Source organism: Clostridium sp. HMP27, assembly GCF_000765165.1.
Classification (GTDB): domain Bacteria; phylum Bacillota; class Clostridia; order Clostridiales; family Clostridiaceae; genus Clostridium_AK.
On sequence record NZ_JMFY01000033.1, the window covers coordinates 1 to 19701 of the forward strand.

A 19701-nucleotide genomic window follows, 5' to 3' on the forward strand; every position below is an offset into this window, starting at 1 on the left:
TGTTTTTGATTGATATGGCGCCCCCCTAGTTCTCCCCCTAAGCCTTCGTCGGCAGCTTCAGTTGGGTATAAGAGACCCTGCAAGCCATAGGCGCTAGATCCTAAGTCTAGTGCGTCTGCCAATTCCGCCACACCTGCATATTAAATTTATTGGTGGCTCACCGGGGAATCGAACCCCGGACAACATGATTAAAAGTCATGTGCTCTACCAACTGAGCTAGTGAACCGTGGCTGGGATAGCAGGATTCGAACCTACGAGTGCGGCAGTCAAAGTGCCGTGCCTTACCGCTTGGCGACATCCCAGTATGTGACGAAAGTTATCTTATCATAAATAGAAAAGTTTAAAAATATAATAATATGTCGTATATGTGAAATAAATTACATTTCCTATATTATTTGAGCTTATATTTAAAATTTCACATAAAGATACGCTCGGAAGCGTTTTTATAAAATAAATCTATAAATTAGGAAAGATAAATTGCCTATATTATTCCATAATATTATTTACAGAAATAGGTTAATAACGTATAATTATATTACAAAAATAGGTAATTATATTAATTGAAGGGTGAGTAATATGCATAATATCTTAACAAGGGAAGATTTAGAAGCCTTGCAAAGGGAGTATGATTATAGAAATACAACGCTAAGAGCAGAAATAGCTCGTGAAAAGATGGTGGCAGCAGCACACGGTGACAGATCAGAAAATGCTGAGTATATAGCAGCTAAACAGCGATACTATGAAAACAACCGAAGACTAGGGTACCTAAGAAGGATGATTAGAACATCAAAGGTGGCCGATGAAGTCCGCATTGATGAATGTAATATTGGAGATAAAATACTGATAGAATTTGTAGAAGATGAAGAGCAGCAGGAAATAACTTTAACTACTACATTAAAAAGCAATCCAGCAGAGTGGCGTATTGGAGTGGAATCTCCACTAGGAGCTGCCATATATAAAAAGAAAGTCGGCAGTACCTGCGTAGTAAGTTCACCAGAAGGTGATTACACAATTAAAATACTTAAAATTACATAGAAATTTACCACTTGCCACGTGCCACCCACGTGGCAAGTTTATTTTTTGCATATAGTCTTATAAATATACATAAAACATATTGCATTATTATGCAAGTGGTAGTATAATTATTCTATCGTCAAATCAATTAGTAAATATTAGGGGGAAAAGCAATGAAAAAAGTGCTAAAGTTTATTCTTGCATTAACATTATGTACTGTTACACTAGCTGGATGTGGAAAAAAAGCTGATTCAGCTCCAGCATCTGCCGAAAATAGTGGAAAAGCATTATCAGGAAAACACTTGAAGGTAGCTATGAGTGCTAACTATAAGTACTTTGAAACAGTAACAGTAGATTCAAAGGGGAAAGAAGTATATGAAGGGTTGGACATAGATATTTTAAACAAAATGTCAGAAGACCTTGGTTTCACATATGAAATAATGAATATGCCTTTTTCTAGTTTAATTGGTTCTCTTCAAGCAAAGCAAGCGGACTTTGTAATCTCTGGAATGAGTTATACTGAAGAGCGTGCTAAAAGCATAGACTTTTCGGACAAGTATGCTACAGGTAAAGTTGGGGTATTAATAAAGAAGGGGTCAGATATAGACTCAGTAGCAGACTTGAACGGTAAAAAAGTTGCATGTAGTACAGGTACTAACTACGAGGATATCATTAAAAAAATTAAAGGGGCGCAATTAGTAACATTTGACGGTCAAGCTGCAGTTACTCAGGAATTAGCTATGGGGCGTGTAGATGCAGCAATCACTGGCGGAACAGGGGCTAAGAAAATATCATCAGAAAATGAGGGGCTATCATTTTTCGTTATAAATTCAAAGGAAGTAGAGTTAGGATCTCTAGACACATTTAATATTGGTTTCCCAAAAGGAAGCGAACTTGTACCTATTTTCAATAAGGAAATTAAAAAATTAAAAGAAGATGGTACATTAAAGCAAATAATCACAAAGTGGCTAGGGGAAGATTACGTAGATTAATACTTTAAAATAATTTAACTAGAAAAAGAGATGGTACAAGCTGTAAAGATTACTGATGAGAAGGTAATTTTTATGGCTTGTATCTAATTTTATAAAGGAGAATTTGTATGCAACTTGACTTTAGTTTTATGATAAAATATTTGCCATATTTATATAGAGCAACCATTACAACTATTAATGTAACAGCTGTATCTTTATTATTAGGTATACTGATTTCTATTCCATTATCGCTTATGAAATTATCAAGATTTAAGGTGCTGAGAGCATTTGGGGCATTTTACACATCTGTTTTTAGAGGAGTACCTCTATTAGTACAGGTGTTTATGGTATATTTCGGACTTCCACAATTATTTCCTGCGCTAAAAGCTCTTTCAAATTTTGAACTAGGATGCATAACTTTTGCATTTAACTCTGCAGCATACATTTCTGAGAGCTTACGTGGAGGTATTCAGGCGGTAGATATAGGACAGAGGGAAGCGGCGATGGCCCTTGGAGTGCCTTATGGAAAAACTATCAGGGATATTATATTTCCACAGGCTATTAAAAGTGTTATGCCAAGTTTAATTAATGAGTTTATTGGACTTATGAAAAATACTACATTAATTTCCACCATTGGGGTTGTGGAATTACTGCGAGCTGGACAAATGATTGTATCCGATACTTATCGTGCCTTCGAACCGTATGCAGTTATTTCTGTGTATTATTACGCTTTGGTAATGGTGTTATCTATGATAGGAAAATGGATTGAAAGGCGAGTGAATAGAAGTGATAAACGTTGAGAATGTGTCAAAAACTTTTGGCAAACTTACAGTACTCAATAATATTTCAATGGAAATTAAAAAAGGTGAAATTGTTGCCATAGTTGGACCTTCTGGCAGTGGAAAGTCAACATTGCTTAGATGTATGAATTTACTGGAGACTCCAACTTCAGGTAAGATTTTTATTAATGAGATTGATATTACTGACAAAGGTACAGATATAATGGCAATAAGACAAAAGGTTGGAATGGTATTTCAGCATTTTAATTTGTTTCCTCATATGACTGTTATGGAAAATATGATTTATGCTCCTACAAAGGTGAAAAAGATCAGCAAAAGTGAAGCTGAAGATAAAGCAATGAAGCTGCTTTCACAGGTGGGTCTTTCAGAAAAGGCAGAGGTATATCCAGCAACACTTTCTGGAGGACAAAAACAGCGTGTTGCAATAGCTCGTGCCCTTGCTATGGATCCCGAGGTAATTTTATTTGATGAACCTACAAGCGCCCTGGACCCAGAGATGGTAAAAGAAGTGCTCAATGTAATTAAGGGCCTTGCAGGTACTGGTATTACTATGGTGCTGGTAACTCATGAAATGGGCTTTGCTCGTGAAGTAGCAGATCGTATTTGTTTTTTAGATGGAGGACAAATAATCGAAGATGATACTCCTGCAGTTTTCTTTTCAAAGCCAAAATCTGCTCGTGCTAAAGAATTCTTAGAAAAGGTAATGTAATAATAACTTGCCACTTGCCACTAGGGTGGCACTTGGCAAGAAGTGCCTTGGCTATAGAGGCACATTAGTATCTTTGGTATTTTTTATCTTTGATACAATAAGAATTATAATAGGAAAAAACAGCTGAAATGGAAGTGCATAATATTTATAAATCTGTGAAGTCCAAGATACTAGTTCCATTATGTTTTCATAAAGTATATTTGAAAGATTAAACATTACCAAGACTACTGGAATTACTATTGCTGTATAATCCTGCACTTTTAATATCTTGCTGATTCCTATGGAACTGGCATATATGCATATACTTATTTTAATGAGTCCAAATACATTTAGTACTAGGCCTCCGATTATTTCAAGTCTTTGAATAAAATCTCCAATACGTATTCTGCTTAGCGCTCTATAAGCTGGAAAGTATAATGAACCATACATTTCCTCACCTAATGTTAATATTTCACATAAGCTAGCAAGTAATAAAAATAACCCTCCTATAGCAAGCCCTGTAAAATATGATTTTTTAACAAGCTTAGAATTGTTGATATTATTTGTTATACAAAGAAATATAACGCATTCACCAAAAGGAAAAGTTACAGCTGACCAAGCACCTTCAATTACTCTAGATATACCATCGCCCATTATGGGAAGCATATTTTTGATATCTATTTCAGGTGTTAATAATATACCAAGAATAATTATTAAAATAAATGTAAATATGCTTGAAAATAGTGAGAAACGTCCTATTACCTCAAGGCCTTTCTTTACTGCATATGCAGAAATAAAACAAGGCACAAGCATTATAACAAACTTTGGCGTTTCAGGCATTGTAAGAGCACTCATAAATTCCCCGAAATCTCTTAAGGTCAATGAGGCTAAATGTAGAAAGTACCAAATGTATAATATATTTAATAGGGTACCAATGAATTTACCCAGAGTTAAGTTACATACATCAAAGAGGTCTTTACCTACATAAAGCATCTGTATTTCTGAATAAAGCCAAAACAATCCACAAGAAATAAAAATTGCTATTATTATAGAAAGCCATAAATCTCGACCTGCTTCTGGTGCAGTAGGAAGTATTATTGAGCCATCTAATATAAATGCTGCAATTAAAGCAATAGTTTGTTTTTTTGATATTACTTCCCTCATAGAAAATCTCCTATTTTCCTATTATAAATAGTATTATATTCTCTATACCTTTTGCTGGACTTGGCACCTTTATCCTTAAAGATGTTAAAATACTCAAAGAAAAAGCTGTAAAAAATATTATCAAATAAGAAAGAGGGCTACATTTTTTATAGCCTTTCATTACAGGGTAGCCATCTATTATGAATAAAAATACGTATAATAAAATGACTAGAAATATATTCAAATCATTCACTTCCTCCTAATGACTTCATAGTTTTTCCGGTATTTGTAATATTTAATTTCAAGTTTATCGATACGGGCAGTGTGCTAAATTTATCGGGCCATTCAGTTTTTACCCTTTTCCATAGCCTAGGATCACTTATTTGTACAGCCTTTCCAAAGCCAAAGATATCTGATTTATACTTCCTTTGGACTCTTTTAACTGTTCCGATAAGTTGGCTTTTTATTTCTTCCTCACCTAGTGACTTTACTGCGTCAGTATATTCTAATTTTGAAAAATCAAGGGGAGTACCTAGTTCTGCAATGCCTGCATCAATTTCAATATTTATAATAATTTTTATATCTTCATTATCTATATTTGCTGTTATTTTGGACTTTGATTTATAAATTTCAAGAGTAATTTTTGGAATATCTTTTTCTAAGCCTTCTTTGTTAATAGCAATCAATAGTAAGGGACTAATAATGTCGTCCCTTATTAGTAAGGTGAACAGTGTCTCATTACTACTTAGTTTACCAATCATTTTGTCTTTAAGAAATATAGCAGCTCCTCCTAGGTTTGGAGCTAAATCTCCATCCGAGTGAAAATCTATAATTGGAAGAATAGGCTCAACGGTGTCCTCCATTGAACGTACTATAAATTCATGAAGATCAAGTGCAGGAAATGAACCTACAAATCTTTGAGTCTTTATTGCATTACTTAGGTTATAGTTCATCTTTTCTTGGAGGTTAGCTTCTAATCGTATTATTTCCTCTGCGGTTTTACTTGAAGTAATATAAACCGTACAATCCTGTCTTACCTCTGGATCACGATTAAAAAAGTCAATTGTGTTTAGAATATCCTTATAAGCTATATTTTCGTTTATTATTAAAGTTTGCATATGGCTCCAAAAAGTTTTTTTCCCCAATAATGGAGCTGATTTTCTTATTGCATCAAAGACTCCATCTCCCTCTACAGATATAACTTCTGGTATAATATTTACTCCGCTTTCACTTGGCTTTGCATTAATAGCCTTTATAGTAACTCTATATTTTTCACTTTTTTCAATATAATCAATACCTGCAGAAGTTGCTATTAACCTGTCATTTACTTCGTTATAACTCCAGCAGCCTGAGAGTAATATAGAGCTTATTAGTAATATAAAAGCTAAACTCCATTTACTTATTCCTTTCATCGTTACCACCTTTGGGAAAATTATTCCCTTTAACCTTTTGACGAAGAAAATTTTTCGCTGATATAAGTCTTGGTCTATATTTCATATACCACCAGGGAGATCTTATTAAAGTATCCTGAAGATCATATTTTCTAAAGGTTGAAAGTCCTAGAGTATATGGAATACCAAATGAGCGTAAAGAAAATAAATATATCTCGAGTATGGTTATGGAAAATATAAATCCGTATAGTCCAAGAAGTGCAGCAAAAATAAGATTTAGTATTCTTGTAAAAACAATTGGGCCTTCTATAGACGGAACTAAAAAACTTGAAGTACCTGTTATTGCAGTTATTATTATTATAGGTGCGCTGATAAATCTAGCGGAAACAGCAGCTTCACCAAGAACTAGGGCCCCAACAATGCTAACGGTCTGCCCTATATTTGAAGGGAGTCTTCTACTGGCTTCTATAATAAGCTCAAACACAAAAAGCATAAGTATCAGTTCCACTATACTTGGAAAGGGGACGGAATCTCTAGAGGCCAATATACTTACTAAAAGCGGTGTAGGTAATAACTCCTGATGATATGTAGTTATAGCTAGGTATATAGCTGGCGTACATGTGGTAATAATAAATGCCATAAATCTTAAAATTCTATAAAAACTTGCTACAGCAAAGCCTTTATAATAATCTTCATTGGATTGAAAGTTTTCAAGAAAAATAAAAGGCAGCGTAATTACATCAGGGCTTCCATTGCAAATTAGCAAAATTCTTCCTTCAAGCAGTTTCCCGCAGGCAACATCTGGTCTATCAGTATATCCAGTTGTGTTGAATACAGACAATGGCGCATCAGTAATGAATTCTTCAATATAATGAGAATCTATAATGGCATCTATATCAATTATATTTAGCCTTTTTTCTAATTCACAAAGTATATCATGAGAGGCGATATTATCCATGTAAACTATACATATCTTACTTTTTGTCTGCACTCCCAAAGTTAAAGTTTTGAACTTTAGTTCAGGAGAATGAATTATTTGCTGGATTAAAGCTATATTTGTTTCCATTGCTTCTGTAAAACCTTCTTTTGGACCTCGTGTTACTTTGTTCGATTCTGGTTCAGTTATAGATCTTTGTATTTTCTCTTGTGTATTTATTGAAATGGCTTCACTGCATCCATCTATAAATAAAATTGTGTTTCCGTTTAAAATGTTATCAATACATGCTTCAATATCTTTTAACTTATTATTATCATAAGATAAAATTACCTTGTTTAATATTAAGTTAATTCTATTATCATTAGGTATTTGATTTCCAAGCTCTGTAGACATAATTGGGTTCAAAATATTTCTAGATATTCTATCTATATCACATTGGTTTTCTGAAAATACAATGCAAAATAGGAGGCTGTTCCTAGCTCGGCTCTCAAATTCTTTGTATATGATAGATATATTGTTTTCTAAAATAGATTTTATAAAATCTACATTTTCTTTTAGCGTATTGGAAATTTCAATATTTTTATATTCTTTGCTCATGTAAACCACCTTTCTATACCGAATTTGTAATAGAAGGTAACTTTTTTTATTATTTACCAAGTAAGTATTTTTATTCATAATGTCAGGTCTATGGGATAAAGTAGTTTCCTGGTAAGGCAGGGCAGATCAAACAATTTCCAGATTTAATTTATAGGTGTTTTTATTTTGTCTAAATAATAAATATGATATAATAATGGAAAATAAATACATTAATCAAGAAATTAAGTTGATAAAGGGCGTGGAATAAATGAGTATTGAAAAAGCAATCACATTACTTTCTGATAAGTCTGTGTCACTGGAGAGTGCAGCTGAAATAGCAGAAATAGATATTTTGGACTTTATCGTCTTACTTCAAAGCAAGAATATACCTTGGAAAGAGTATATGAAAGATGAACCTTATTTTTATGAAATTTCACTAGGTGATGTTTCTGAGAAACTAGGAGAGAAGGAAAATGACTAAGGTTAGTGATAAAGTGAATAGCATGGATAATTTAATAAGGAATGCTTTAAAAGTAGAAAATCTAAAAGCCAATGCTTAAACATTAAGCATTGGCTTGAAATTTACTAAATACTAGTTTATGTATATCGTGCACCCACTATCGACAATTAATCTACTGATAGTACCAATCTAGTTAGCTCAAATTAGGTTTGTCCATGGCACTCAGAAATAATCACTTACCGCTGCTTCCTTCCAGACCTGACGGATTTCATGAGTTTCTGATGCATGGGACCCAGTTCTCAACACCACTTTTATCATACTGACTCAACAGAGTAAAGCCTATAGTGGGAATTCAATCCTGCTGTAGCGGATTGCAGGTTACAGGGCACCGCTAGCTCCCCATCTAGCACGAAAACTCTATCAAAGTATTTCTTCTTTTGTTGTGAGATTATAATAACATTTTTAAAGCTAATATACAATGGGAATTGGTGCCACCCACGTGGCAAGTGGCAAGTTTAAATTTACAACTTGCCACTTGCCACGTGGGTGGCACTAAGTAACTTGTGTTATTTTCTTTCATATAGTACATAATATGAAAGAAAATAACTTTTATTAAGGCCATTCACTATATGAAGGGGTGTTTTTATGCGTACTAGCAAAGATGATATATTTGATAAACTAAAGTCAGATGAATGTATAAATAAATTTAAAGAATTAGGACTAAATACTGTAATGCTGTCTGGAAGTATAGTAACTAAGGATTTTAAGGGTTATTCTGATATAGATATAGCCATTTTAAGTGAAGAGGATATAAGCTTAAATAGGATTTTAGACCTAGAAGAATATTTGGAAAAGTTTTTAGGAACAAAGGTAGATGTAATAAATTTAAGGGATGAAAATTTAGATTTAAACCTAAAGGTTACTATATATGATAACTCCATGATAATATACAGTGATGATAACCTTAGACTATATAACATTGAATATATAAATACAGAACTGCTTTATAAAGAAAATGAAACCTTTAGGTTGTTTTGAGAAAGAAATGTGATTTTTATTTTGGCTAAATAATAAATATGATACAATCGTGGAAAATCAATACAGTTATAGTGAAATGTGTATATAAAATGATATATAATACTAATATATTAATATTAAGTTGCGGAATGAAGGGAGAAATATAAAATTGAGTGAAGTGGATAAGCGCAATAAGCTTGATGAAGAACCTTTTTCATACAATATTTCAAAAGATAATAAAGTTTTTATATATTGGCATGGAAAACAAATTACAATCTTAAAAGGAAAGGAAAGCGATAAATTTTTAGCACGAATAAAAAATGCAGACTTAAAGGAAGCTCAATTAGTTATGGCAAAGGTCACAGGAAATTTTAAACATGGCAATGAAAAAAGTAATGCTAATAGTAAACAATAAAAAATAATAAAGAGAATAATTTAAAGGTACCTTATAGCGTAGACACTAAAAAAGTTCTATTTTATAGGGTATTTTTGTGTATAATAAAATAAGTGAAAATAAGATTAGATGATTAATAAAATAATTTCTTAAAGAAAGAGAAGCAGTAAAATATGAGATTAGATAAATTTTTAGCACAATCATCCCTTGGCAGGAGGAAAGAAGTTAGAACTTATGTTAAAGAAGGCATGGTTAAGGTAAATGGGGAAGTGATAACAGAGCCTGCTATAGAAATTAACGAAAGTTTTGATGTTATTGAGTATCTTGGTAAAGCGGTCCATTATAATGGTAAAGTATATTATATGTTTAATAAACCTACGGGCTGCATTACTGCAAGAAAAGATACAATTAATAAAACAGTATTTGATTATTTTGATGATGCTCACATGAATGGAGTATTTCATGTTGGAAGACTAGATAAAGATACAGAAGGATTATTGCTATTTACCAATGATGGTGAATTTGAACATAAATTAATGCATCCGCAAAAACATGTTGAAAAAACTTATTTCTTTTGGGCCCTTGGTACTTTAGAAGAGAAAGATATAAGGAAGCTAGAACAAGGAGTTTATATTGGAAAAGGTGAAATATTAACGAAGCCTGCAAAAATAGAAGTAGACAAATGCGGAATGTATAAAGAGTTTAGCCATGAAATTCCTATTGATAATTTGGATAATATAGATTCAACACATTATAATCAGCCTATGGTTTCAGGATATCTTACTATTTCAGAGGGACGCAAGCATCAAGTAAAGCGTATGTTAAAGGCAGTAGGATGTTATGTGGTAAGTTTAAAGAGAGTTTCCATTGGAGGATTAACTTTAGATGAATCACTAAATAAAGGTCAGTATAGATCCTTGACAGAAGAGGAAGTTAAAAAACTAATGGAGTAATTACAGTTTTTTAACAAAAAAATATGGTTAAATTGCTTTTTATTTCTATCTAATTTAGTATAATATTAAATAGAAATTCAAATGTTATAGGAGCTTAAAAATGGATAATAAAAATATAAAAATTGTAGTATCAGGGGATATATGTGTAAATCAGTTACAATGGCTCACATATCCCAACATAAATGTAGGTTTAAATTGGCAAACGCATTTAAATATGCACAGCGTTTTTAGTTCAGGAGAAGCGTTGCTTTTATCAAAGCTAGTAGCTTTATCAACAGGGGCTTCTGTGATGTCACCTGATACAGAAAATATGGAGTTAACTTTATCAGGAGAAATCCTTCGTTCCACTGCAGAGTTAGATCTTTTTCCTGTATATGGTGATAAAAATAATGATAAAAAAGTTTACAGGATAAGCCGTTTGATGGGATTTACAGGCCCAAAAGACAGGTCTACCAAGCTGCTTCCTATTGAAAATGATGATCCTAATGCAGATATAGTGATAATAGATGATGAAAATAATGGATTTAACTCTAATGAAAGATTTTGGCCCCTGGCTTTGAAATCACCTGAAGCATCACCAATAATCTTATATAAGATGAGCAACGTTATTGATTCTAGTAAGCTTTGGCAGCATATCCAAGGACTTAATAATAAAAATGTAATAGTAATTGTAAATGCTGATGATTTGCGTTCTAAAGGAGTTAATATAAGCAAAGGGTTGTCCTGGGAAAAAACAGCTCAGGATTTTGTGTGGCAGATTAACAATAATCCTAGCTTGGCATTCCTAGCAACCTGCCGTCATATTATAGTTCCTTTTGGCCTTGAAGGGGCCATTTATTATAAAAATGAAGATGTACGTGAAGTTAAACTGTATTTTCTTCCATATGAATTTGAAGGCGGTTTTGTTAAGGAATCACAAGGTAAAATGTATGGGCTTACCTCTTGCTTTGTTGCCGGCCTTGCCAGCACTATGGTTTCAGGGAATCAAGAAAATGAAGAAATATCAGAATCAATAAACATGGGTATTCGCAAAGGAATTGTTTCTACTCATAAATACTTTCTTGAAGGTTTTGGGGAAAATGTTGAAGAATATGTATTCCCAAGCTCAGAAATATTTACCGAAAGGGAAGAAGATCTTATACATAGAGATCATGTGCAGGATGTAATAGTGCCTGTTTATCCTAATTCTAGCTGGTACATTTTAAAGGATAAAAGCTCCACAAGTTTAGCAGAAATAGCCTATGATATTGTTAAGAATGGAGTTAAAAATGCACTTAAGTCTATACCAATAGCGAAGTTTGGAAATTTAACAACTGTAGATAAAACAGAAATTGAGAGTTATAAGAGTATAAAAAATCTTATGCTGGAGTATATCTCAAATAAAAATACTGTACGTCCGCTTTCGATTGCTGTATTTGGTACCCCTGGATCAGGAAAGTCCTTTGGTATAGTTGAAGTGGCTAACAGTATTGCATCAAACCTAATTAAAAAGATAGATTTTAATTTATCACAATTTAGATCCACAATGGATTTAGTCAATGCTTTTCATAAGGTAAGAGACATTGTACTAGAAGGGAAAATTCCACTGGTGATTTTTGATGAATTTGATTCTGCTTTTGAGGGAAATCTTGGATGGCTAAAATATTTCCTAGCTCCTATGCAGGATGGTGTATTTAGGGAAGGGGATTCTATTCACCCTATTGGGAAAGCTATCTTTGCATTTGCAGGAGGAACCAGCAGTACTTTCAGTGAGTTTTTTGGAGAAGATATAGAAGATAAAGAAGAACAAAGGCAGTTCTTATTAAAATTTAGAAGTGCTAAAGGTCCAGATTTTGTAAGTCGTTTAAGAGGCTATGTAAACATTATGGGGCCAAATCAAACAGATGAAAAATTGGATCAGTTGTTTATAATTAGAAGAGCAATACTACTGCGTTCATTATTAGAACGTAAAGTGCCCTATCTTATAAATGATAATGGAGAGGCACAAATTGATAATGGAGTACTAAGAGCAATGCTTAAAATTCCAAGATATAAACATGAGTCAAGATCTATGGAAGCCATATTGGATATGAGTATGCTGACTAACTCTACAAAATGGGAGCAATCCTGTTTGCCTTCTAAAGAACAGCTAAAGCTTCATGTGGATGAAGAACAATTCTTACGTCATTTAATGCATGATGCTTTTTATGGTGAAAAAGTTGAAAGTATTGCAAGGGCAATTCATGAAAAATATAGAATGCTTAATGCAAATAATAAGGACATGGATGAGGAGTCTATAAAGCCTTGGCAGGAGCTTAGTGAGGAGCTTAAAAACTCTAATCGTGAACAGGCTAGAAATATTCCAAGTGCTTTAATAAAAATTAATTATGATATTGTTTCAGTTAAAGAAAAACCGGAATTTAAACAATTTACACCTAAAGAATTAGAGATTTTAGCTAAAAGTGAGCATATGTACTGGTATAGATATAAAAAAGAGTGTGGATGGAAGTATGGCAACTCTAAGGATAGCAAGAAAAAGATAGATTGTGACCTTGTTTCATGGAACAGTTTAACACAGGATAAGAAGGATAAACTATATAAAATGGTTGAAATTTGGCCAGAAATATTGGCTAAATCAAATTTCAAGATAGAACCAGTAAGAGTTTCCTAATAATGGAATGGTGCCACCCACATGACAAGTGGCAAGTTTGAAACAAAATATATTTAAAGATGGGGCTGTCGCATTAAGAAATTAAACCTCAATATATTGTTTTAGAATTTAAAAATCTAACACAATATATTGAGGTTTTTATTCTTTCTGCCACAGTCATATTTTTTATGAGATATAAAACCTACAGCTTCTCAGCAGACGTAAATAAAATATTAACAATTTTCCTAATTTTTGATATAATAATCCTTATTTGTACTAGAGAGTAAAGGAGGTATTAAATTTGAAAAAATCTCCTGGTATTATGGGTGTATTAAGTTTTATAATCATTTCTTTTATTATTGGGGAAGTTATAAAAGTTACAATAACGAAGAAAGATGTAAATATGGCTGCTATACCAGCAGTAAGCTATAGCTTGATAAAGCCTATTGAGCCTAGATTTCAATCGCCTGATATTAAGGATAATAGGCCATCGCTTTTAATGAAAAAAGAACGTTTGGCGAAGGGTGGTGTAATAGGTACATCTGGAAGAGGGGTAGTTGCACTAAGATTTGATGATTATCAAAATGTATTTAGGGAAAAAATATATCCGCTGCTAGTGGCTCGGGGTCTTCCGTGCAGCATGGCCTTAATATCAAGATTTGATACTGCACAAAGCTGGGGTATAGGCACAACTTGGGATGACATTAGAGAGTGGAATAGAAACGGCGTTGAAATATGGAGCCATGGAACAGATCATAAGGATTATAGTAAAAGTGGATATTCAGGACTTTACAGTCAAATAGTTACTTCAAAAAAAGAAATAGAAATGCAAGGTATAAAAGTTGTAGGGTGGGCACTTCCTGGTGTTAAACCTAGTACAAGGAATTTACCTTACAATGGATTGACCAAGCCTAGCCATTATAACAGTACTACTGGAAGATTACTGATGAATACATATGCTTTAACAGAAGCTTATATATATAATCCTCGGAGAGTTTTACCAGCAAGCATTTATCATGGGTTAGGTCATGTAACTGCCTCTGATGGTAGAGAAACAGTTTCATCTTTGATGGAAGAAATAAATATAGCTATTAAAAATAAATCAGGCATTGAGATAATGTGTCATGCAGGTAATTTGGGCAAGCCTGGGAATTTAACTTTTAAAGAGTTTGAAACTATATTAAATTATATAAAAATGCAGTGGGATAAGGGCTTAGTAGAGGTGCTAACTCCTTCTGGAATTTATTTTGCAGACCCTAATAGCAGCATCAGACTTAAATTAAATTCTGATGACAGCTTTGAAGGGTTAACAACAGCTAATTCAGGAGCATGGAAGGGAACAAGAAGTTGGACTGGAAAGACTATTGAAACAAGTAAAGGAAGGACGGGAAAAAACTTTCTACGCATAGGCAGAAGTATTACCCATTCAGCAGTAACTCAAAAAATTGTAAACTTAGATAAATTAGGAGTTTCAGGAGAACAATTTGTATTTGAAGGATGGTTCAGGTCTTATAGCAGTAAAGATGCAGTTGGTATGGTACAAATAAACGATTATGATAGTCCTAGCAAATTGAAAATAATAAAAAAATCAGTAAGTAAGGGCAAAGAGTGGACAAGACTGAGATTTGTATTTTGTATTCCTCCTGGTACAAAAAACATTACAGTATCTCTTTATGGAGACCTGGAATTTGGTACTGATTGGGATGACGTAAGTATAAAGAAGATATAGCGCTAGAAAGATGCTTGTTTTAAAAATTATTATAGTTTAATTAATAAAGAAAATAATTTATATAAAAAAAGTTTGCTTTATGTAGTAATATGTGTTATTATTAACTGTAACTTAAATTAATAGTAAATAATGTATTATCATATATTTCAATTAGTACTACAAATATAGTATGTTGATATCGAAATTTTGTTAGTTAATTATTACAACTAGTTTAAGAATAATAAAATTTCGGAGGTACACATTATATGAATGGTACAGTAAAATGGTTTAACGCAGAAAAGGGATTTGGATTTATTACAGGAGAAGACGGAACAGATGTTTTCGCACACTTTTCACAAATAAATTCAGATGGTTTCAAATCACTTGAAGAAGGCCAAAAGGTTTCTTATGACGTTGTTAAAGGCGCTAAAGGACCTCAAGCAGAAAATATTACTGTTATTTAATTAATAGATATTTTACCCCTTAAATAGTTTTCTATTTAAGGGTTTTTTTAGTTTTTTGTTAACTTTAATACAATAGAAAAATTAAATAAAAATAAATGAGCAATAGTTTAAATCTATTGCTTTTTATTTTATATAACTTTAAGCATAATAAGCAAAAAATGAGCATATGTTTAAAATATAAAATAACATAGAAATTTTACAAAAGGTAATGAATACGTTTTTTATACAAAGTGTGAAAAACTGCAATAAATCAAATATGTTACAAAAGAAAAATAATGAGCAGGTAGCATGATGAGAAAGGATGATTAATTTATGAGCGAAAAAAGAATGCTTGTTAAGATAGCTCATTATTATTATGAGTTAGGGATGACTCAAGAAGAAATAGGTAAAAGGCTTTCAATGTCAAGACAAAAGGTCAACAGAATAATAAAAAGTCTTATAGAAAAAAACATAGTATCAATCAAGATAAATGGATATGATGAGACTCATGTTGGTCTTGAGGACACTTTAGAAAAGGAGTTTTCCCTTAAAGAAGTTATAGTAACTTCAGTAGATGACGAGGATGGTTTAATAGATAAATTATCAGATGCTGCAGCTTTATATCTTGAAAGAACCATAGAAAATAATGAAACAATAGGGGTTTCTTGGGGAACTACACTTTCAAGTACTGCTGCCAAATTAAAAAATTTAAGAAAAAACAACATATCTGTTGTTCAAATAGTTGGTGGGGAAAACCTGCAGGATCCATCTTTAAAGGCAGATGAAATTACAAGGGTAATTGCAAATAAACTTAATGGCACCCCATACCTTATGTATGCTCCTGCTATAGTTAAAGATGAAAGATTAAAAACAGCTATGATGAATGAGCAAAGTATAAAGAATATATTTAATCTTATAAAAAAATGTACTACGGCAGTAGTGGGAATTGGAAATTTAACTGAAGACTCCACTATATGCAAGCAAAGCTATTTAACAAAGGAAAATTTGGAGAAGTTAAATGAGCAAAAATGCGTTGGGGATATATGTCTGCAGGCTTATAAAATTAGTGGGGAAGTAATTGAAGATAATATAAGCAAAAGAGTTATAGGTATAGGAGCAGAGGATTTGAAGAATATTCCTAGGGTAATAGGCATAGCTGGAGGAAAAGAAAAGACAAAAGCTATACTTGGAGCTTTAAGAGCAGGATTTATAGATGTGCTGGTAACTGATAATATAACTGCTGAGAACATATTAAAAATTAAAAATGAACAGCAATAAATTTGGGGGGATTGTAGGTGTGTGACAATTATCTTTTAGGAATTGATGCAGGCACTTCAAAAATAAAAGCAGTTATATTTAACCTCAAAGGGGAAGAAATTTTTGTAGAGGAAAAAAGCAATTCTATTATTACAAAACATAGAACCTGGACAGAACAAAACATGGGCTTATTATGGGAGGATTTTTGCCTTATAATAAGGAAGCTTTTAAATAAAAACAGGATAAATCCTAAAAGCATCTTGGCGGTAGGAATAACTGCACAGGGTGAAGGATGCTGGCTTATCGATAAAGAAGGGAATCCTGTGAGGGATGCAATACTATGGTCCGATGGAAGAGCTAGAAGTATTGTTGAAGATATAAAAAAAGATGAAGAGATGATACTTAAGATAAAAAAGATAACAGGCTCTTATCCTTTTCCAGGTGCTACATCAATTATATTAAAGTGGCTGGCTATAAATGAAAAGGAAACTTTAGACAAGGCCTATGGATGCATGTTTTGTAAAGACTGGTTGAGGTACAAATTGACAGGAGATATGTGTCTTGAAACCACAGATGCTTCAACAGCATTATTAGATTTAGAAACAGGAGAGATATCAGAAGATTTATTAAGGATGCTAGGGATTCATGACTACGGATTTCTTTTCAACCCTCTTTCTAATTGCTGCAAGCTTATAGGAAGAGTTACAAAGGAAGCTTCAGCTTTAACAGGACTTGCAGAAGGGACTCCAGTATCAGCGGGCCTTATGGACATTGTAGCAGCGGCAACTGGTATGGCAGCGGTAGAAGAAGGAGACAGCTGCACTATTTTAGGCACAACTTGCTGCAATAGTGTGGTAAGAAAAAATCGTGAATGCAGCACAGAAAATACTTCGGGATTTGAATGTCATGCAGTAGAAAACCTTTATTTGAATGTAATAGCTTCTATGGCAGGGACACCTAATTTGGAATGGGCAATAAATACATTTTTTCAAAGGGAAAGAGAAGAAGCTGAGAGTGAAGGAAAAGATGTATATAATATTTTAGAGGATTTAGTAAAAGACATAAAGGCAGGTTCAGGAGGAATAGTTTATCATCCATATATAAGTACTGGAGGAGAAAGAGCTCCATTTTTCAATCCAAACGCAAGAGCACAATTCTTTGGCATTTCATCTAATGCAACTAAATACCATATTTTAAAAGCGGTGTATGAGGGAGTAGCCTTATCCATCAAAGATTGTCTTCAAGATGTTCAAAGTAAAGGAAAGATATATCTAGGCGGAGGAGGGGCAAAAAGTTATTACTGGGCACAGATAATAGCAGATTGTACAGGTAAAGAAGTAGTAATACAAGAAGGAAAGGAATATGCAGCAAAAGGAGCAGCGTTATGTGCTGGTGTTGCAGTAGGAGTGTATAAAAATATAAGGGAAGCGGCTTTAAAAACTCTCCGTGTAAAAAGAACTTTTATACCAAATGAAAAAAATAAAGTTACATATGACAAGGTTTATAAACTATACAAGGGATTAAGGGAAGCGGAGTCATATTACTGGAACTTAAGAAGTGAAATTTTTCATGGGAATTAAAGTTTTATGGAGGGATTAAAATGGAAAATTATTTAAAGGAAAAAAATGAAGTCATACAGGCTGGCAAAGCTATGCTAAATGAAGGATATACCGTTGGAACCTGGGGAAATATAAGCGTTCGTTCAGATGATGGTAAATACATGATTATAACTCCAAGTGGGGTTGATTATGAAATTATAACCCCTGAGATAATGTCAGTGGTTGATATGGAAGGAAATTTAGTTTCAGGTAAAACACCTTCAATTGAAACAGGACTTCATCTGACTATATACAAAAACAGGCCTGAAATAAATGCAATTATGCATTCGCATTCTATCTATACCTGTGCAATAGCAGCAACAAGGGAAGAAGTACCTCCAGTATTAGATGAATTGGCTCAAATAGTTGGCGGGGGAATAAAGGTTGCAGAATACGGACTGCCTGGTTCCAAGGAGCTTGCTGAAAATTGCGTAAAAGCCCTTGAAGATAGAATGGCAGTACTCCTTGCAAACCATGGAGGAGTGTGTGTTGGACGAAATATTAAGGAAGTTTATAAGATAACTAAAGTTGTTGAAGTCTCTCTTCAATCCTATTGTTTGGCAAAAAGTATAGGGAGCCCAGTGGCACTTTTAAAAGAGCAGGTAGACTTTATGAGAAACTTCTTTTTAAACGCCTATGGAAAGGAAAATAAATAAAGAGAGAAGGTTATATAATGAAGGCTTTGGTTACTGCTGAAATAAATGAAGGTATAATAAGTGAGCTTGAGGACTACATGGAGCTTACCTTCGAAGGCTGGGGCAAGGAATTAAGAAAACTTACAGAGGATGAGATGATTTATTTTCTTAAAGATAAAGAAGTTTTAATTACAAGTTACGATCCAATTACAAGAAAGGTTATAGAAGCATGCCCAAATTTAAAACTAATAGCTTGCACTCGAGCTAATCCTGTAAATATAGATATAGATTGTGCAAAAGAAAGAAATATTCCTGTAATATATACACCGGGAAGAAATTCAGATTGTACAGCGGAATTTACAATTGCTTTAATGCTAAGTATAGGAAGAAAAATACCTATGGCCTATAAGAGTTTAAAGGATGGGAAGTACTTATCAGATGAGAAGATAGAAAATAAAGCAAAAGAAGGACTAAAGGAGGATGTAACTTGGGCTCTTGGAGCAGGAACTCCCTATGTAGAGTTTAAAGGAACACAGCTTAAAAGCCATACTTTAGGACTGCTTGGATATGGAAGTATAGGCAGGAGAGTGGCAAGCATCGCAAGGGCCTTTGGAATGAAGATATATATATATGATCCTTTTATATCAGAAATAGAATTAAATGATAATGCACAGACAAAGGTTTCCCTTGAAAAGTTACTTAAAGAATCGGATTTTATAAGTTGCCATTGTAAGGTTGACGAAAGTACAAGGGGACTTATGGGTAAAGAAGCATTTGATATGATGAAGAACACAGCTTATTTTATAAACACTTCGAGAGGGGCTATCGTGGATGAAGAAGCTTTGATAGAGGCTTTAAGAGAGGCGAAAATTGCAGGAGCGGCTATTGATGTATTTAGCGCAGAACCTCTATTTAAGAATCATCCTTTTGTAAAAGAACTCAGCAATATAGTTATCACACCTCATCTTGCAGGAGCAACCTATGATGCTATAGATAATCATTCAATAATGATTGTTCAAGATATAAAAAGTTTCTTAAAGGGCGAGAGAATGCTGCATGAATATAAATAAGCAAATTAGGGGGATAG

18 protein-coding genes, 2 tRNA genes and 1 other RNA gene are annotated in these 19701 nt (G+C 33.3%); 15 read left to right on the forward strand and 6 right to left on the reverse strand.

Annotation, left to right across the window (positions count from 1 at the left end; translation table 11 throughout):
• Positions 1 to 150 precede the first annotated feature (150 nt).
• Together DP68_RS14005 and DP68_RS14010 are read right to left on the reverse strand one after the other, a co-directional pair.
• A tRNA-Lys gene (locus tag DP68_RS14005) sits at positions 151 to 226 on the reverse strand.
• A gap of 1 nt (position 227) precedes the next feature.
• Positions 228 to 302 (reverse strand) — tRNA-Gln (locus DP68_RS14010).
• A gap of 274 nt (positions 303 to 576) precedes the next feature.
• Between DP68_RS14010 and DP68_RS14015 the strand changes: the two genes are divergently transcribed.
• The 4 genes from DP68_RS14015 to DP68_RS14030 all read left to right on the forward strand — a co-directional run bounded on the left by DP68_RS14015 (position 577) and on the right by DP68_RS14030 (position 3494).
• Positions 577 to 1035: a GreA/GreB family elongation factor gene (locus tag DP68_RS14015; protein WP_035310565.1), complete on the forward strand. Its 459-nt coding sequence runs from the start codon at positions 577 to 579 to the stop codon at positions 1033 to 1035.
• Between the two features lie 152 nt (positions 1036 to 1187).
• Entirely contained in the window at positions 1188 to 2006 is an 819-nt protein-coding gene (locus DP68_RS14020) for a transporter substrate-binding domain-containing protein (RefSeq protein WP_035310566.1), read from the forward strand.
• Positions 2007 to 2113: 107 nt separating this feature from the next.
• Positions 2114 to 2785 (forward strand): amino acid ABC transporter permease, encoded by a 672-nt coding sequence (locus DP68_RS14025; RefSeq protein ID WP_035310569.1) that lies wholly within the window; start codon positions 2114 to 2116, stop codon positions 2783 to 2785.
• A complete protein-coding gene (locus DP68_RS14030; protein WP_035310571.1) occupies positions 2772 to 3494 on the forward strand; it encodes an amino acid ABC transporter ATP-binding protein in 723 nt (240 codons plus the stop codon). Before DP68_RS14025 ends, DP68_RS14030 begins: the two co-directional genes overlap by 14 nt.
• A 51-nt stretch (positions 3495 to 3545) precedes the next feature.
• On the opposite strand, the gene DP68_RS14035 is transcribed toward DP68_RS14030, so the two are convergent.
• From DP68_RS14035 to DP68_RS14050, 3 genes are all read right to left on the reverse strand, one after another.
• Positions 3546 to 4637, reverse strand: coding sequence for an endospore germination permease (locus DP68_RS14035; RefSeq protein WP_035310573.1), 1092 nt, complete (start codon positions 4635 to 4637; stop codon positions 3546 to 3548).
• 224 nt (positions 4638 to 4861) lie between these two features.
• On the reverse strand, positions 4862 to 6028 hold the full coding sequence (locus DP68_RS14045; RefSeq protein WP_035310577.1) for a Ger(x)C family spore germination protein: 1167 nt from the start codon (positions 6026 to 6028) through the stop codon (positions 4862 to 4864).
• On the reverse strand, positions 6012 to 7541 hold the full coding sequence (locus tag DP68_RS14050) for a spore germination protein (protein WP_052085816.1): 1530 nt from the start codon (positions 7539 to 7541) through the stop codon (positions 6012 to 6014). Before DP68_RS14050 ends, DP68_RS14045 begins: the two co-directional genes overlap by 17 nt.
• A gap of 247 nt (positions 7542 to 7788) precedes the next feature.
• Between DP68_RS14050 and DP68_RS14055 the strand changes: the two genes are divergently transcribed.
• A complete protein-coding gene (locus DP68_RS14055) occupies positions 7789 to 8001 on the forward strand; it encodes a UPF0175 family protein (RefSeq protein WP_035310578.1) in 213 nt (70 codons plus the stop codon).
• 125 nt (positions 8002 to 8126) lie between these two features.
• Here the strand turns inward: DP68_RS14055 and ffs are convergent.
• Positions 8127 to 8392: signal recognition particle sRNA large type (gene ffs, locus DP68_RS19325), an RNA gene on the reverse strand.
• Positions 8393 to 8625: 233 nt separating this feature from the next.
• On the opposite strand from ffs, the gene DP68_RS14060 reads away from it, so the two are divergent.
• The 10 genes from DP68_RS14060 to DP68_RS14105 all read left to right on the forward strand — a co-directional run bounded on the left by DP68_RS14060 (position 8626) and on the right by DP68_RS14105 (position 19684).
• Positions 8626 to 9018: a nucleotidyltransferase domain-containing protein gene (locus DP68_RS14060; RefSeq protein ID WP_035310579.1), complete on the forward strand. Its 393-nt coding sequence runs from the start codon at positions 8626 to 8628 to the stop codon at positions 9016 to 9018.
• Positions 9019 to 9175: 157 nt separating this feature from the next.
• Entirely contained in the window at positions 9176 to 9412 is a 237-nt protein-coding gene (locus DP68_RS14065; RefSeq protein ID WP_291549401.1) for a hypothetical protein, read from the forward strand.
• Between the two features lie 152 nt (positions 9413 to 9564).
• The gene (locus DP68_RS14070; protein WP_035310582.1) at positions 9565 to 10344 is read left to right on the forward strand and encodes a pseudouridine synthase; all 780 of its coding nucleotides are present in this window, start codon (positions 9565 to 9567) and stop codon (positions 10342 to 10344) included.
• A 100-nt stretch (positions 10345 to 10444) separates the two neighbouring features.
• The gene (locus DP68_RS14075) at positions 10445 to 12994 is read left to right on the forward strand and encodes a RyR domain-containing protein (RefSeq protein ID WP_035310583.1); all 2550 of its coding nucleotides are present in this window, start codon (positions 10445 to 10447) and stop codon (positions 12992 to 12994) included.
• 280 nt (positions 12995 to 13274) lie between these two features.
• Positions 13275 to 14702, forward strand: coding sequence for a polysaccharide deacetylase family protein (locus DP68_RS14080; protein ID WP_035310585.1), 1428 nt, complete (start codon positions 13275 to 13277; stop codon positions 14700 to 14702).
• Between the two features lie 245 nt (positions 14703 to 14947).
• Positions 14948 to 15145 (forward strand): cold-shock protein, encoded by a 198-nt coding sequence (locus DP68_RS14085; protein WP_035310587.1) that lies wholly within the window; start codon positions 14948 to 14950, stop codon positions 15143 to 15145.
• Positions 15146 to 15457: 312 nt separating this feature from the next.
• On the forward strand, positions 15458 to 16402 hold the full coding sequence (locus DP68_RS14090) for a sugar-binding transcriptional regulator (protein WP_035310589.1): 945 nt from the start codon (positions 15458 to 15460) through the stop codon (positions 16400 to 16402).
• Positions 16403 to 16419: 17 nt separating this feature from the next.
• Positions 16420 to 17961: an FGGY-family carbohydrate kinase gene (locus DP68_RS14095; protein WP_035310591.1), complete on the forward strand. Its 1542-nt coding sequence runs from the start codon at positions 16420 to 16422 to the stop codon at positions 17959 to 17961.
• A gap of 20 nt (positions 17962 to 17981) precedes the next feature.
• The gene (locus DP68_RS14100) at positions 17982 to 18635 is read left to right on the forward strand and encodes a class II aldolase/adducin family protein (RefSeq protein WP_035310593.1); all 654 of its coding nucleotides are present in this window, start codon (positions 17982 to 17984) and stop codon (positions 18633 to 18635) included.
• Positions 18636 to 18652: 17 nt separating this feature from the next.
• On the forward strand, positions 18653 to 19684 hold the full coding sequence (locus DP68_RS14105; protein ID WP_035310594.1) for a 2-hydroxyacid dehydrogenase: 1032 nt from the start codon (positions 18653 to 18655) through the stop codon (positions 19682 to 19684).
• Positions 19685 to 19701 lie beyond the last annotated feature (17 nt).